Here is a 13,936-nt window from a genome sequence, read left to right as displayed (position 1 = left end):
AACGTGACCGCAGTATTGTTTGAAGTTCAAGGCAATGACTTTGTGCCGACCCCGCTTGCCGGTAGTCCTTGGCACCCCGAGGTACTGCATGGCGGGGCCCCCGCAGGGCTCCTGGCCCATTGCCTGGAGCAGCAGGTGGCGGGGCTTCAGTTGCTGCCCGCCAGGCTGTCCATCGATTTGATTCGCCCGGTACCGGGTACACCGCTGCAGGTGGAGGTCAGCCCTGTTCGGGCTGGCAAGCGAATTGCCCTGTTGCAGGCGAAGCTGACAGCAGGCGGCAGCCTGGTGGCTGTGGCCAGTGGCTTGTTTGTGAAGCCTGAGCCGCTGCCTTTGCCAGCCTACGCCCCCCGGCATCAGGCGACGCTGCCCAGTCCAGATGGCCTGGATACTGTATCGTTCGGTGATATCCTGTTTGGCCAGTCCGGGAATCCACCGCCGGGATTGCACACCACCGTTCAGTTACGCCCCATCAGTGGGCTAGACGAGACCGGTAGGGGAAGCGCGTGGATCAGGTTACCGGCGCTGGTGATTGACGGGCAACCCAATACGCCCTTCATGCTGGCGGCCCTGGCTGCGGATTTTGGTAATGGAGTGGGCCAACTCAGTCTCGGCGATCAGGTTGGCACCATCAATGCGGACATCCAGCTGCATTTGGGGCGACTGCCGCAAGGGGAGTGGATCGGGTTACAGAGTGAGGCGCTGTTGGATGAAACCGGAGTGGGGCAGGTACTGACTGTGTTGCATGATGGGGGTGGGCGAGTGGGCCAGGTCACGCAAACCATCATGCCAATGAGGGGCTTTGGCGGAACTAACTAAATCGCACCCGGTCGAAATGGGAAATTTCCTGATTGAATAGAGTAAGGAGTTTCCGATGCAGCTGAGACAGCGTGTTTTGGCAGTTTTCCTGATGGTGTTGGTCAGCGCCCCGGCGTTTGCCGTGTGGCCATTGCAGGATGGTGATGGCAATCAGCTCCCATCCCTGGCCCCCATGCTGGAGAAAGTAAATCCCGCGGTGGTCAACATCTCAACCTTTGCCACCCGCCAGCAGATGAACCCTCTTTTGAACGACCCTTTCTTCCGTCATTTCTTCGGCCCAAACCAACGGGCGCCACAAATGAAACGATCGCAAAGTGCCGGCTCCGGTGTGATCGTGGATGGCGATGCCGGCACAGTCATCACCAACTTTCACGTCATTGATGGTGCCGATGAGATCAAGGTCTCACTGAACGACGGCCGCTCCTTCGACGCAAAACTGATTGGGTCGGACCCGGATGTGGACATCGCTATCCTGAAAATCAAAGCCGATAACCTGCAGGAAGTGAAAATGGCAGACTCCGACTCCACCCGGGTGGGGGATTTTGTGGTGGCCATCGGGAACCCGTTCGGTTTGGGCCAGACAGTGACCACCGGCGTGGTGAGCGCCATCGGCCGGACCGGGTTGGGTATCGAAGGGTACGAAAACTTCATTCAGACGGATGCGTCCATTAACCCGGGTAACTCCGGTGGTGCTCTGGTGAACCTGAAAGGGGAGTTGGTGGGCATCAACACGGCCATTATCGCTCCTGCGGGCGGAAACGTGGGCATTGGTTTTGCGATTCCCACCAATATGGCGCGCCACAGTTTGGAGCAGATTCTGGAGCACGGCGAAGTGAAGCGTGGCCAACTGGGCGTAGTGATCCAGGACCTGACGCCGGATCTGGCAGAAGCATTCGATTTGGATGGCAAGCAAGGCGTGGTGGTGTCTGAAGTACAACCAGACTCTGCAGCGGATAAAGCCGGCATCAAGCAGGGGGATGTCATCATTGAGTTTGATGGTAAGGAAATGAAATCGGCGGCTCAGTTACGCAACGCCGTGGGCATTCGCCGAGTGGGTGACAAAGTCAAAATCAAAGTGATTCGTGATGGCAGCACCAAGCAGCTTACCGCCAAAATTGGTGAATCCAGCGGAGCGGTACTGGCCTCCAGCAGTCTCCACAAGTTCCTGGATGGCGCTCACCTGGCCAACAGTAAGGACCCGGCAGGTGTGCTGGTCCAGTCATTGGACCCCGGATCAGCAGCCCAGGTGTCGGGATTGCGTGAAGGCGACATCATTACCAGCGTGAACAAGCAGCGGGTAGAAGACCTGGATGACATGAAGTCCGCTTTGGCGAAGAGCAAAAGCCAGTTACTGTTGCGATTGCTGCGGGGTAATGCGGCTCTTTACCTGGTCCTGAAATAATCACTTAGCGTCCGTTCCGGCGCCGCTCCTCCTGAGTTAAGAAGGGGCGGCGCCGCTAGTTCTTGAGTTCCAGAAACCGAGGGGTCATAATTCCCAGCTTGATAAACATCGCGTCTAGGCAACACTTCAGAGTGGTTTGCAACGGACACGGAAGTTGTTTGTATCGTCACCTCTGAGTCACAACTCGTTATGAAGAAAACCATTTTTACCCACTTATTCAAAAGGAAAACGCGTAAAGGCACACCCGACAAGCCCGTCGCCACCGCAGACGATGTGCGTCGGAAACTCGCCAACTATCAACCTGTGGCAGGACCTTCCCAATTTACCCCTGCCGGGGTATATCACGTTAATGAAGTTGACGAAGTGGCCGGGAGCCAGGAGTCTGCTTCGGGCCTGGATACGGCTAAAAACCCGCAGCGGGAAGTTGAGCATCAGGATTCCTGACAAATTGTTGTAAACGTCACACTTTTGTAATTGACAATTATTCGCATTCGCAATATTATTCTTTCCAAACTTGGAGGGGATAAATAAGAGCATGTACGTTTGCATTTGTAAGGGTGTCACTGAAAAGCACATCCAGGAAGCCGCAAAATCAGGTGTTAACGACTACAAGTCCCTGCGTGATAAAACCGGGGTGGGTTCACAATGTGGAAAGTGTGGCAGTGATGCCAAGAGCTGCCTGCGGCAGCACAGCTTGACCAGTGAGAATCTGATCCTATAAAACTTAGCTTTGCAATCACCCGTTATTAGGTTTACCTTTTAGCGGTTAGCTTCTTTTTACATTTTTTTTGTAATCCCGTAAGGAGAGCCCCATGAAGGGTGATGCAAAGGTTATTGAATATCTCAATAAGGTATTGGGTAATGAGCTGGTCGCCATTAACCAATACTTCCTGCACAGCAAGATGTACAAAAACTGGGGGCTCGATGAGCTCGCAGAACACGAGTACCACGAATCCATTGATGAAATGAAGCACGCCGACAAGTTGACGGACCGTATCCTGTTGCTGGAAGGCCTGCCTAACTATCAGCACCTCGGCAAATTGCGTGTGGGTGAAGATGTTAAAGAAATGCTGGAGTGTGATCTCAAGCTGGAGATGGACGCTATACCCGACTTGAAAGAGGCCATCGCTTACTGCGAGAAGGCCCAGGATTACGTGTCACGAGAATTGTTTGTCGACATCCTCGAATCCGAAGAAGAGCATGTCGATTGGCTGGAAACCCAGTTGGAGCTGATGGACAAGGTGGGTATGAAAAATTACCTGCAGTCCAAAATGGGCAGCTAACCAGAATCGGAGTGGTCGGCCCGGTGGCTCACCACTCCTTCCCCCATACGACATCACTCCTGCCTGCTTCATTGCTCATCTCGAATCTGTCCCAATCGTGCCAAAAAGTCCTTATCTGAATCAGTCCCGCCCCATAGCTCTTTGAATCCCTCCTGCTGCCAGAAGTTATCTCCCCACAGCAGTTGGCACTCGATGAACTGGCTGAGCGCTGTGTCCCGGTTTAGCCCCAGTTCGGTACCCTTGTTCAGTCCATTCTGGATCCTGTGCGGAATCAGGGCGGGGTGAAGTCGCGATAGCAACTCTGGCGATCGATCCCACAGACTGTTCTCCATTTCCCGCGCCTGGATGCGGGAAAAATGGGTTTGGAACGCCAGCAGCTGCGGTTCGGCCAGTCGCCAACTGCCCGGTTTGGCGTGTACTGTTGCCCCGGTTTGAATGAGTCGACTCAGCCAGCGGCGCTGATCTGATAGTGGTGTGATGAGGTGTTCCACGGGTGCCAGGAATTGCTGCGCTTGAGACTGATCAAGCGTGCCGATAAAGGGCTCCAGTATTCCCGCGCTCCAATAGCGAAACAAGGGTTGCCTGCCATCGGGAAGTTCAACGTAGAGCCTTGATTTCCAGAAGTCCGGTTGCTGTGACAGGGGGAGGGGCGAAGTGAACCAGATAGGCGCCGGTTCATTGCAGCAATGACGGATAAAATCCAGGTGCTGCGATTTGATCTGCACCAGATAAGGTGACCTGGGGATGCAGTCCTCCAGATCCGTACCCAGAAACAGCGGGTAGTAAGCTGCATCCGGGGCGGTCTGAAAAAAGTGGCTGAGCATAACGTTGTTGGCAGTGCCGTCAATCAGGGCATAAACGCATTGCTCCGGCCGCTCTCTGATGATGCCTAAAAGCACATCGGGAAGCTCGCTGTCGTTTATCGGCGAGGACATTTCCACTTGGGTGCCTTATTTACGATGCAAGAACTCTTGCATGGATTCGGTCAGATGGGGCGGAACCAGTTCCAGCATCTTCTTGCGTGCATTCAGCAACATGATTCGAACGTTGGTTACCGAGTGCCCGGTACGGTCGGCAATCTCCTGGGAGCTTAATCCTTCACAAACCGCATAGCGAATGTGGCGATACTGAACCGGCGTCAGATAGGACCGCAGCATCTCCAGCATAACGGTGATGCGGTCTTTCTCCCGCTCGGCCTCCAGGTCGGTTTCTTCCGGGTCCATATCGCACGTTTCTGCTGCGAAGAAGGTGGTTTCACCCAGTGTCTGGGGTAGGGCGGAACGGTATTCCTCAGGTGCAAACGAGCCATCGAAACCGTTGTCTTCGTCCCTGAACTCCACCATTTGCTCTAACGCCACGTATGAGGGGTACTCTTTGATGAGTGCGTCCACCATGCGGGTGTTGGTGATCATTTTCAGGGTGCCCAACATGATCTGATTGCGGCGGTTCCCCACAGCATCCAGGTTCTTCTCATGCACGGTCTTCAGCGGCTTGTAGGCGATGTCGCAGAACAGGCTCATCATGGAGTCTGTTGCGTCGCTGGGCAGATATTGCAAGCCGATTTTTTTTATCAGGCCGGAGCAGTAACGGTTGAAGTTCGCAGCAATAAACAAATGGATATTTATTGTTTTCCAATCATGGTCCGGCCAGTCCGCCAGGTTGCGGAATCGTGAGATGCTCTGATTCATTTTAACTCCCATCCTTAGATATAAGGTCAAGACCTGTAGTTCATAAGCCCCCGCTTACATGGTCTTGCCCTGTCCAAATCAGCAGTCGACTTGGAACGGCGGCTAGGTTAGCAATGAGGTTTTTTCAAAACAATAGGATTGCAGCAAATTGAGCAATTTCTTACACGAAATTGTGATTAAGTTTTGATTAAAAATGAGCGCTTGCTTGGTTTGTTTCGGCCTTACAAAAACAATACATAATCGAAAAAATAATTTCGATTTTATGGCGAAAAAATTTGTGTTGAATACGTCTATGTATGAATTGGCTGGTGGTTTTGTTGAGCAAAAATCTGCTCAGTTCGATGGCTTTAGAGGGCTCCGTATCGTCTTATCGCGCGCAGTAAAAAAACCAGGTCCTGCCCATCTTTTTCCGAATGCACGCTGAATTGTAAGGCGGAATGAATAATCTGTTTGAGGTGCAGTGAGATAAGAATTTCGCAGGCCCCCGCGTTACGGTACAGGGTCGACAGTGCCAGTTGGGCGCGCCAGGCTTGGGGCAGGTCCGGTGTGTTCCAAAGCGGCTCTATCAGCTGTTGGTGTTCCGGTGAAAAATAGAGGCTGATGTTGGAATACAGTAAGCCGCTGTCTTGATTACAGTCGCCTTTGGCGGCAGCCGGATTCAGAAAAAGGGCCTCAGACGCATGGCCCAGTTGGCGCACTATGGCCAGCTCGTGGGCAAGGGCGATGTCGCTGAATTCATTCACCTGTACGTTGTTCAGAGTGGCCAAACCTTTCTTGGGATCGCCTCCCAGGATTTCATGGCGCGCGATGTTGATCAGTTCAAGATCTGGAGCGTTGCCGTTCTTTAAGCTGGCCTCCAATCGTTCGCGCTTAAGTTGTTCCGCGCTCTCGTCGTCCAACTGGAGCGTGAGCTGCTGGATGACGAGATGAGTGCCCTGGGATTGCGTCAGGTCCTGGAGGGGTTGGGGGATGTCTTCTGATTGCGCTTGGGCGGCTTCCAGTTTGCCACTCTGGACAAGTTGAATCAGCTTCTCCTCCCTCATCAACTCTTTTTGCAAGGGCGACAGGCTTGCCGCTGGCTGCTTGTGCAGGGTCTCCACTTCAAACTGCAGGTGCTCCCGTAGGGGGGAGTCCGGCGGCAGGCCCAGCCCACTCAACTGTTCTACGGTGTGTTCCTGCAGGCAGAGAGCGGTTGGTTGATTGCAGGTGGATGCAGAAAGCGAAGCGCTGATCAGTAGAGCGGCGACCGTAGCGCCTGCGCTACGGAGCATGGGTGGTTCGTAAGGTTGGAAACCCCTGCTTTTCCAGCCAGGCAAGTGCACGCTCTCTGTTGGGGGCCTTGCGTTCCCATTCCATGAATTCCGGCGGGTGTGCCTGTTCCAGGGGGCTGGGAATGAGTTGGTGGCAACACTCATGATAGAGCAGATACTTCAGTACGAACTGCGGCGTGTTGAGTTCCTGCAAGTGGGGGTGAATCGCAATGGTTCGACTATCCGAATAGTAACAGGCCGCGGGCACTGCCCGTACGGTGGCCGTTTGTTGATTGTATTCCCGGGCAAATTTCTGCCATCGGTCATCGCCGATTCGTTTCAGAATATGGCTTAACAATAATTTTGAATCGGCATGATTGGCGGCTGCACAGGCTTCGAGATGAGGAATGGCGCTGTGGGGTTGCCCGGCTTCGATCAGCGTTCTGGCCGTGGCAAACACGCTGTAGAGTTCGTCGCCTGGATGAAAAAGGGGGCCACGCTCGCCGATAAACAAGGAGACTGTACCTTTGGGGACATCCCACAACACATTGGTTTTTATTCTGTTTTGAAAAAAGCGTTTGTTTACGCTGACCAGCAGCTTGTGCAGAAACTCGTTATCGGCTTCCTTGCTGGAAAAATAGTGGCACTCCGCCGTGTTGACTGCTCTCATGGTTCGTCCCTGTTTACAACTGCTTGGTACAACATCGAGATGATGCTAATGGCGCTTTTGGGGTGGCGGGTCCGCTGCCACTGGGCTTTTCAGGCGCGCCGCCATTATAGAGACAGGTGAGAGGTAAAAATGTGGGAGATTTCGTACAAGCGCGTGAGCTAATTTTTGTTTTTCTGCAGGACCTCCAGGATTGTGTCAACTTTCTTTTCCAGTTCTACCATGCGGTCTTCCATCTCGAGCAGTTTGCGCAACTCCCGCTGTTCGTAACGGATCTCTTTCTGTGAAGATCGGTACAGCAGGTAAGCGGAGACGTTGGCGGTGATCAGCGACACCAGGCAAATACCCATCAGGATCAGCAGGGACGCAAATACCCGGCCGGCCACGCTGGCGGGAACAACGTCCCCATAGCCAACAGTGGTGACGGTCACCCAGGCCCACCAGATGCCGTCCACCGGGCTCTTGATGGCCGGGTCGATGCCGGCGATGAGGATGCCGGCCCCCGTGATCAGTATGGCGCTGACTACCAGGGTTTTGCCCAGGTGGTTCTGCCGCAGGACGTTCATCACAATGCGGAAATTGTGGCTGAAAAAACCGAGCAGGAAGGCTAATCGAATCAGGCGCAAGATGCCGAACTTTTCGTTTACTTCAAACAGCGGAGGGAATGCCAGTACGATAATGGCTATATTTGCCCAGTTTCGTGTGAGGTGACGAATCTTGTCCTGGGTGAGCAGGGTCAGGGCGCAGGTTTCCAGCAGGAAAAAGCCCCACACCACCCAGTCCAGTTTGAGGCGCGATCGGGCATCCAGCATATCGTTGGTGATCAGGTACCAATCCAGCAGAATCCAGAGTGCGATCACCAGCATGGGGGCTTCCAGGTAGCCACCCCAGCGGACGGCACGCTCTCTCTCCGCCGGGTGGACGCCACCAAATCCCATGAACACGTCAATGGTATGTCGTTGCATGTTCCCTCGCTCTTTGGGTTATCTGTTCAGTATAGACAGATTGCCTAAATCATTTCCTGGTCGCTGTTCTGGCGATAGGCGCCGGGGGTCAGGCCGGTCCATTTTTTGAAGGCGCGGTGGAAGGTGCTGGGTTCCGAAAACCCCATTAGATCCGCTATCTCATTGATGGTCAGCTGTGAGCGGTTGAGATAGTAGATGGCGGCATCCCGACGCATGGTGTCCTTGATTTCCTGATAGGAGGTGCCTTCCTGCTTGAGGTGGCGGCGCAGGGTCTGGGGGGTGCTGTTGAGGGAGCGGGCCACTGCTTCGAAATCCGGAAAGTCATGGCGGAAGTCGTTGCCGATGATGTGGCGGATTTTAGCGGTGAGGCTGTCGTCGTTGTCCGGAATCACCACCAGGTTGTACGGGGCTTCCCGCAGGAATTCCTTGAGTGTGGACTCGCTTTGGGTGACCGGGTTGTCCAGGTACTTTTGCTTGAAATGCAGGGCATTTCTGGGTTGGTTGAACAGGATGCGGGTGCGGAACAGCCGCTGGTACTCCTCCCGGTGCACCGGTGGCTCACCACTCAGGGATACCTGGGTGAGCTCCAGTCGTTGTCCAATCAGCCAGCTGAAGAAGCGGTGCAGCAGCACCAATATGCTGTCGGTGGTCTGGTGATCCCAATCCAGCTCGGGGTCATCAAACCGGACACTGATGATGGCTTCATCGTTCTTGCGGCTGAGCTTGAAGTGCAGATCGTCCAGCAGCAGGTTGTAAAACTGGAAAAAGCGCAAGATCGCCCGCTTCAGGTTGCCAGCGGGCATGCTGGCGTGGGCCATCAGGGCAAAGGTGCCAGGCCGGGTACGGGGAATGCCCCCCAACAGCAGGAATTCGTCGCGGGTGGCCATCACCAGTTGCATACACAGGCGTACGTACTCTTCGCTGGGCACCCGCGCAGTGGGGTCCTCCAGAATCTCCGGTGAGACGTCCAGACGGGTGATGAAGGGCTGGGTATCCAAGCCGGCCTGACGGGCGCGGGCCAGGCAAGCATTAACGTAATGAACAGATACTGTACTAGTTTTCATTATCACGCAGTTTATCGAACGATGCGGTGGCATGTTGCCCCAGAGAACCGAATAAGGCAAACAAATGGCGTAAATAGCCAGGCTTTTTGATCTTTCTGGTCATGTATTCAGTATGGTCCGTTACCTAGTATGCAAATCAACCATTTAATTGTAACAATAGACCGGCATTTGGACATAAATATGAGCGGACCCCTTTCTTCCCTGCGTGTTCTGGACTTTACCACCCTGTTACCGGGGCCTTTTGGTGCCATGATCCTGGCGGACTGGGGGGCAGAGGTGGTGCGGGTGGAAAGCCCCACCCGGCCGGATATGGTGCGGATGCTGCCCCCGATGGACGAGGGGATATCGGCCTGCCACGGTTTTCTGAACCGCTCGAAGAAATCCCTGGCGCTGGACCTGAAAAAGCCAGATGCGGTGGCGGCGGTGAAGCGGCTGGTGCAACAGTATGACATTGTGGTGGAACAGTTTCGCCCCGGTGTAATGGATCGTCTGGGGGTGGGCTATGAGGCGCTGAAGGCTGAGAACCCGGGACTGATTTTTTGCTCGATCACCGGATATGGGCAGAGCGGGCCGTATCGGCAGCGGGCGGGGCATGATCTCAATTACCTGTCGATTGCCGGCGTTACTGGCTACAACGGGCGCCAAGGCAGCGGGCCGGCGCCGATCAATGTGCAGGTGGCGGATGTGGCCGGTGGGTCCTATCACGCGGTTATGGCCATCCTGGCGGCGGTGATTCATCGTCAGCAGACCGGGGAAGGCCAGCACATTGATATCAGTATGACCGACGCCGCGTTTTCCATGCATGCCCTGACGGCGCCGCCGGCCCTGGTGGGTGGGGTGGAGCCCGGTCTTGAGAATACGCAGCTGAACGGCGGCAGTTTCTACGATTGCTATGAAACCGCTGATGGGCGTTGGCTGTCGGTAGCGGGTATTGAGCCGCAATTCTTCGCCCAGTTCTGCCAGGCCATTGGTCATCCGGAATGGTCAGCCAAGGGGCTGGCGTTGAACCCGGATATCCAGGGGCCTTTGAAGCAGGATATTGCCGCGGTGATGAAAACCCGCAGCTTTGCAGAGTGGCTGGAGGTGTTCAGCGCCCTGGACGCCTGTGTTGAGCCCGTGCTCAGTTTCAATGAAGCTTGCGAGCATCCCCAGATCGTTGCCCGGGAACTGTTGGTGGAGGTGCCCACTGCCGGCGGCGGTTCCCAGCGCCAATTGGCATCTCCGGTCAAGTTTTCTGGCACGCCACCCCGTTACGATTTTACCGGCGCGGCCTTGGGCGCACACACTCGGGAGGTGTTGACGGAGGCCGGGTTCAGCGTGGACGAAATCGAGGCTATGAAAAAAACCGGCGCTACCATGTAGGCGCGCCGGTGCTGTGTGAGGGTCTGTGCATCTACGTGAGTGTCAAGATGTGCGTCATGCCAGTGGTTACCACTCGCTGCGACGTTTCTTGGCACTGCTTTTGGATATTAACCAGGCCAGGATAACGCCCAACAATACGGCGCCGGCCCCCCACTGGATGCCTTCTTTGAGGTTGTCTTCAGCCAGCCGGATGTTCTCCACCTGCAGCTTCTCAATGTCCACCTTGAGCAGTTCCGCTTCTTCCTGCAGTTGGCGGTAGGCGGCTTCGGTTGCAATGGCATTGCGGGACACTTTCTGGATGCGATCCAGCTCCTGTTGCAGCTTCTCGGTGCTGCTGCTCATTTTGTTGTGGTCCGATTTCAGTCCACCCAGTTCACTGCGGGTTTCACCCAATTGTGACTTGAGAGAGTTGTTTTCGGACTGCAGACTCTGAATCTGCTTCAGGGCACGGGCCAGCTGGTCACGGGCAATCGGCTCATCACTGGTGTATTGCGATTGAATCCAGCCCTCTTTGTCACCGATCCGGACCTGAATCCACTCGCCGGACTCCTTCAGGACTTCCATGCTGGTACCGCTGCGCAGAAAATCGATAATTCGATATTCAACGCTGGGACCGGTGCGCATATCCACCCGCAGGTTATCGTGGATGTAGAGTGTTTTGGCATACCCTGGAATGGCCAGCAGGCTGGTGATCATCAGTGTGGCAAGTGCGCTGGTCAGTTGTTTCACTATGGTTCCCCGTTGTTATTGATTTTGGCGCAGTGTATCGATTTCATGTCGGTGGTGACATTAAACCAGGTCACAATCGGTGATTATGGCAGCACTTTTTTGTAAGGCTTGACCATCACGCTTGCGTAAACCCCGGCCGCCACATAGGGGTCGGCATCGGCCCAGGTTTGTGCGGCCTGCAGGCTGTCGAATTCTGCAATTACCAGGCTGCCGGTGAAGCCGGCCGCACCGGGTGTTTCGCTGTCAATGGCGGGAAACGGGCCTGCCACCAGCAGGCGCCCCTGCTGCTTGAGCGCCTCCAGTCGGGCCAGGTGATCCGGTCGTGCGCCCATGCGCAGTTCCAGGCTGTTCTCGACATCTTGGCTGACAATGGCGTAGTACATTAACCCTGTGACTCCTGATTGTTATCCGGTTTGATTTCGCTGATGTAGCGTGACAAATAGACGAACTGCCCAATGAAGAACGCGATATTGATGATGGTGAAGCCCACCAGCTTGAAGGTCACCCAGAAGTCTTCTCCGTAGGTGAAATAGACAAACAGGTTGATCACGCCCAGGGCAATAAAATACAGCACCCATATCAGGCACATGGGGGCCCACTTGGTTTCGGGCATGTTGAGGCTGAGATGGGGTGTCTGTTTAAGGAAACCCTCAGCGGCCTTGCGCACCAGGTTCTTCTTGATCAGCAGGCTCACCAGCAGGACCGCCGCCACTGACCAGTTTACGATGGAAGGTTTCCAGACAATGAAGATCGGGTCATCGAGAAAGATGGTCAGGCTGCCCATCACCAGAACCACCACGAAAGTGCCCAGGTGCATTTTCTCCACGGTGCGTTTCCACAGCCAGAATACCGCTATCTGCACCACGCTGGCGGCCAGCAGCACCTTGGTGGAGAGAATCATGTCTTTACTCATATAGTACGCAACTACAAAGAGCATCACCGGGAAAAAGTCGAAAAACTGTTTCATATCAATTAATTCATCTTTGAAGAGGCACCAATGATAGAATATTTGACCGGCCTAAGCACTCCTGAGGTCCCCAAGATAGGCTTTTTTCATGCAAAACCTGCCAAGCACCGTGGATTTGCACACCCACAGCACCGCGTCGGACGGTGAACTGACACCCAGCCAGCTGGTGGCAGCGGCAGTGGCTGCCGGAGTCTCCGTGCTGGCTGTGACCGATCATGATTGCACTGCCGGTTTGGCTGAGGCGCAGACAGCCTGTTCCGAGGTGGGTCTGACGTTGATCCCCGGGGTAGAGGTTTCCTCCTGCTGGAGCAATATGGATATTCATGTGGTGGGGCTGGGGATCAATGTTGACGACGCCCGCTTTCAGGCTCGATTGCAGCAACAGATGGAGCGACGCAGTGCCCGTGCGCATCTGGTAGCGCAGCGACTGGAGAAGCTGGGTTATCCGGGAATGTTTGAGGCAGCCGCACACGCTGCTCCGCAGGGGATTCCGGCCCGCCCGCACTTTGCCGATGCCCTGGTGCGGGCCGGTGCCTGCGGCGATCGCAAACAGGCATTTCAACGTTACCTGGCGCAGTCCAAGCCCGCCTATGTGAAAACGGAATGGCCGGAGCTGGTGGAGGCCGTGCGCTGGATTCGGGAAGCCGGTGGCGTGGCTGTGGTGGCCCATCCAGGGCGTTACAAGCTGACCCGCAGTAAGCTGGAGCGGCTGGTGAAGGCCTTTGCCGAGGCCGGAGGCCAGGCCCTGGAGGTGTCCGTGGCCACCCATGGGCCGGATATGGTGAAGCAACTTGCTGATTTGGCTGAAAAATATGGGCTTTATGCATCCCAGGGAAGCGATTATCATGGCCCCTCCATGCGCTGGGTTCAGTTGGGGCGAATGCCGGCGTTGCCGGGCCAGTGCCGTCCGGTGTTGGATTTGCTGGGGTGGAAAGCGGAACAGGCAATGCGCTGATCACCATCCTCATTGAGAAAACGTCATTAGGCAGGCAGGGCCATGACCGACATTTTTCGTATCCATCCGGAAAACCCGCAAAAGCGGCTGATCAAGCAGGCCGCAGACCGAATTCGTGGTGGTGGGGTGGTGATTTATCCCACCGATGCGGCCTACGCAGTGGGCTGTGCTCTGGAAAACAAGCGCGGACTGGAGCGGATCGTGCAGATGCGCCAACTGGATGACAAACACCAGTTCACCATTCTATGCCGCGACCTGTCCGAGCTCGCTATTTATGCCAAGGTGGAAAACTGGGCCTTCCGTCTGTTGAAGGCCAACACGCCGGGCCCCTATACCTTCATCTTGCGCGCCACCGGTGAAGTGCCACGGCGCCTGATGCACACCAAGAAGAAAACCCTGGGGCTGCGGGTGCCGGATAATGCGGTGGTCCAGGCATTGCTGGAAGAGCTCGGGGAACCCATCATGAGCACCACGCTCCTGCTGCCCGGTGAGGAGTATCCGTTGATTGACCCGGAAGAGATCTACGAGCGGGTTGGCAAGCAGGTGGATCTGGTGTTGGACGGCGGCTGGGGCGAAATGGATACCACCACCGTTGTCGATCTGGAAGCTGATTCCCCGGTGGTCCTGCGGGAGGGCAAGGGTGATCCGGCGCCATTCAGGTAGTCAACGCCGGGCCCGCATTATTCAACCGCCGCTGCCAGCGCTTCGCTCTTCGACAGCGTGGCGAATATCGCTATAATCACTCCTTTCGTTGCGGTGCCCAGGCCAGGTGGCTGGGGAGGGTGCTG

The 13,936-nt window shown here is 55.4% G+C and carries 17 protein-coding genes; 8 read left to right on the top strand and 9 right to left on the bottom strand.

Translation table 11 applies throughout. The features are described 5' to 3' along the window. The first annotated feature begins 3 nt into the window (after nt 1–3). From D9N14_RS20670 to bfr, 5 genes are all read left to right on the top strand, one after another. The gene (locus tag D9N14_RS20670) at nt 4–816 is read left to right on the top strand and encodes a thioesterase family protein (RefSeq protein ID WP_290583358.1); all 813 of its coding nucleotides are present in this window, start codon (nt 4–6) and stop codon (nt 814–816) included. Between the two features lie 55 nt (nt 817–871). Beyond that, complete coding sequence (locus D9N14_RS20665) at nt 872–2,218, top strand: DegQ family serine endoprotease (protein WP_290583356.1); 1,347 nt, start codon at nt 872–874, stop codon at nt 2,216–2,218. A 189-nt stretch (nt 2,219–2,407) separates the two neighbouring features. Further along, the gene (locus tag D9N14_RS20660) at nt 2,408–2,662 is read left to right on the top strand and encodes a hypothetical protein (RefSeq protein WP_290583354.1); all 255 of its coding nucleotides are present in this window, start codon (nt 2,408–2,410) and stop codon (nt 2,660–2,662) included. 91 nt (nt 2,663–2,753) lie between these two features. Further along, nucleotides 2,754–2,939, top strand: coding sequence for a (2Fe-2S)-binding protein (locus D9N14_RS22730; RefSeq protein ID WP_290583352.1), 186 nt, complete (start codon nt 2,754–2,756; stop codon nt 2,937–2,939). 91 nt (nt 2,940–3,030) lie between these two features. Beyond that, nucleotides 3,031–3,501: a bacterioferritin gene (gene bfr, locus D9N14_RS20650; protein ID WP_290583350.1), complete on the top strand. Its 471-nt coding sequence runs from the start codon at nt 3,031–3,033 to the stop codon at nt 3,499–3,501. Between the two features lie 68 nt (nt 3,502–3,569). Here bfr and D9N14_RS20645 read toward each other — a convergent pair whose 3' ends face one another. The 6 genes from D9N14_RS20645 to D9N14_RS20620 all read right to left on the bottom strand — a co-directional run bounded on the left by D9N14_RS20645 (nt 3,570) and on the right by D9N14_RS20620 (nt 9,135). Next, on the bottom strand, nt 3,570–4,436 hold the full coding sequence (locus tag D9N14_RS20645; protein ID WP_290583348.1) for a DUF4123 domain-containing protein: 867 nt from the start codon (nt 4,434–4,436) through the stop codon (nt 3,570–3,572). Nucleotides 4,437–4,451: 15 nt separating this feature from the next. Continuing rightward, on the bottom strand, nt 4,452–5,189 hold the full coding sequence (locus D9N14_RS20640; protein WP_290583346.1) for an RNA polymerase sigma factor: 738 nt from the start codon (nt 5,187–5,189) through the stop codon (nt 4,452–4,454). A gap of 347 nt (nt 5,190–5,536) precedes the next feature. After that, a complete protein-coding gene (locus D9N14_RS20635) occupies nt 5,537–6,460 on the bottom strand; it encodes a hypothetical protein (protein ID WP_290583344.1) in 924 nt (307 codons plus the stop codon). Continuing rightward, nucleotides 6,450–7,109, bottom strand: coding sequence for a hypothetical protein (locus D9N14_RS20630; protein WP_290583342.1), 660 nt, complete (start codon nt 7,107–7,109; stop codon nt 6,450–6,452). Before D9N14_RS20630 ends, D9N14_RS20635 begins: the two co-directional genes overlap by 11 nt. 158 nt (nt 7,110–7,267) lie before the next feature. Next, nucleotides 7,268–8,071 (bottom strand): potassium channel family protein, encoded by an 804-nt coding sequence (locus D9N14_RS20625; RefSeq protein ID WP_290583340.1) that lies wholly within the window; start codon nt 8,069–8,071, stop codon nt 7,268–7,270. 44 nt (nt 8,072–8,115) lie between these two features. Next, complete coding sequence (locus tag D9N14_RS20620) at nt 8,116–9,135, bottom strand: AraC family transcriptional regulator (RefSeq protein ID WP_290583338.1); 1,020 nt, start codon at nt 9,133–9,135, stop codon at nt 8,116–8,118. Between the two features lie 180 nt (nt 9,136–9,315). Here D9N14_RS20620 and D9N14_RS20615 point away from each other — a divergent pair, with 180 nt between their 5' ends. After that, nucleotides 9,316–10,497, top strand: a complete 1,182-nt coding sequence (locus D9N14_RS20615) for a CaiB/BaiF CoA transferase family protein (RefSeq protein ID WP_290583336.1) — start codon at nt 9,316–9,318, stop codon at nt 10,495–10,497. Between the two features lie 66 nt (nt 10,498–10,563). Here D9N14_RS20615 and D9N14_RS20610 read toward each other — a convergent pair whose 3' ends face one another. The 3 genes from D9N14_RS20610 to D9N14_RS20600 all read right to left on the bottom strand — a co-directional run bounded on the left by D9N14_RS20610 (nt 10,564) and on the right by D9N14_RS20600 (nt 12,193). Beyond that, nucleotides 10,564–11,226, bottom strand: a complete 663-nt coding sequence (locus tag D9N14_RS20610; RefSeq protein ID WP_290583334.1) for a TIGR04211 family SH3 domain-containing protein — start codon at nt 11,224–11,226, stop codon at nt 10,564–10,566. 83 nt (nt 11,227–11,309) lie between these two features. After that, nucleotides 11,310–11,609: a YciI family protein gene (locus D9N14_RS20605; RefSeq protein ID WP_290583332.1), complete on the bottom strand. Its 300-nt coding sequence runs from the start codon at nt 11,607–11,609 to the stop codon at nt 11,310–11,312. Then, a complete protein-coding gene (locus D9N14_RS20600; protein ID WP_290583330.1) occupies nt 11,609–12,193 on the bottom strand; it encodes an inner membrane-spanning protein YciB in 585 nt (194 codons plus the stop codon). Before D9N14_RS20600 ends, D9N14_RS20605 begins: the two co-directional genes overlap by 1 nt. Before the next feature lie 88 nt (nt 12,194–12,281). On the opposite strand from D9N14_RS20600, the gene D9N14_RS20595 reads away from it, so the two are divergent. Together D9N14_RS20595 and D9N14_RS20590 are read left to right on the top strand one after the other, a co-directional pair. Beyond that, entirely contained in the window at nt 12,282–13,148 is an 867-nt protein-coding gene (locus D9N14_RS20595) for a PHP domain-containing protein (RefSeq protein WP_290583328.1), read from the top strand. Between the two features lie 42 nt (nt 13,149–13,190). After that, the gene (locus D9N14_RS20590; RefSeq protein ID WP_290583326.1) at nt 13,191–13,811 is read left to right on the top strand and encodes an L-threonylcarbamoyladenylate synthase; all 621 of its coding nucleotides are present in this window, start codon (nt 13,191–13,193) and stop codon (nt 13,809–13,811) included. Nucleotides 13,812–13,936 lie beyond the last annotated feature (125 nt).

Source organism: Ketobacter sp. (assembly GCF_003671495.1).
Classification (GTDB): domain Bacteria; phylum Pseudomonadota; class Gammaproteobacteria; order Pseudomonadales; family Ketobacteraceae; genus Ketobacter.
The sequence above is the reverse complement of the archived record's forward strand: the minus strand, read 5'-3'. Positions and strand labels throughout refer to the sequence as shown.

Bases quoted from the DNA above. Each gene is read 5' to 3' on its own strand.
- D9N14_RS20665 (WP_290583356.1), top strand. From the start codon at position 872: ATGCAGCTGAGACAGCGTGTTTTGGCAGTTTTCCTGATGGTGTTGGTC.
- bfr (WP_290583350.1), top strand. From the start codon at position 3,031: ATGAAGGGTGATGCAAAGGTTATTGAATATCTCAATAAGGTATTGGGT.
- D9N14_RS20625 (WP_290583340.1), bottom strand. From the start codon at position 8,071: ATGCAACGACATACCATTGACGTGTTCATGGGATTTGGTGGCGTCCAC.
- D9N14_RS20590 (WP_290583326.1), top strand. From the start codon at position 13,191: ATGACCGACATTTTTCGTATCCATCCGGAAAACCCGCAAAAGCGGCTG.
- D9N14_RS20615 (WP_290583336.1), top strand. From the start codon at position 9,316: ATGAGCGGACCCCTTTCTTCCCTGCGTGTTCTGGACTTTACCACCCTG.
- D9N14_RS20605 (WP_290583332.1), bottom strand. From the start codon at position 11,609: ATGTACTACGCCATTGTCAGCCAAGATGTCGAGAACAGCCTGGAACTG.
- D9N14_RS20620 (WP_290583338.1), bottom strand. From the start codon at position 9,135: ATGAAAACTAGTACAGTATCTGTTCATTACGTTAATGCTTGCCTGGCC.
- D9N14_RS20640 (WP_290583346.1), bottom strand. From the start codon at position 5,189: ATGAATCAGAGCATCTCACGATTCCGCAACCTGGCGGACTGGCCGGAC.
- D9N14_RS20645 (WP_290583348.1), bottom strand. From the start codon at position 4,436: ATGTCCTCGCCGATAAACGACAGCGAGCTTCCCGATGTGCTTTTAGGC.
- D9N14_RS20630 (WP_290583342.1), bottom strand. From the start codon at position 7,109: ATGAGAGCAGTCAACACGGCGGAGTGCCACTATTTTTCCAGCAAGGAA.
- D9N14_RS20660 (WP_290583354.1), top strand. From the start codon at position 2,408: ATGAAGAAAACCATTTTTACCCACTTATTCAAAAGGAAAACGCGTAAA.
- D9N14_RS20635 (WP_290583344.1), bottom strand. From the start codon at position 6,460: ATGCTCCGTAGCGCAGGCGCTACGGTCGCCGCTCTACTGATCAGCGCT.
- D9N14_RS20595 (WP_290583328.1), top strand. From the start codon at position 12,282: ATGCAAAACCTGCCAAGCACCGTGGATTTGCACACCCACAGCACCGCG.
- D9N14_RS20600 (WP_290583330.1), bottom strand. From the start codon at position 12,193: ATGAAACAGTTTTTCGACTTTTTCCCGGTGATGCTCTTTGTAGTTGCG.
- D9N14_RS22730 (WP_290583352.1), top strand. From the start codon at position 2,754: ATGTACGTTTGCATTTGTAAGGGTGTCACTGAAAAGCACATCCAGGAA.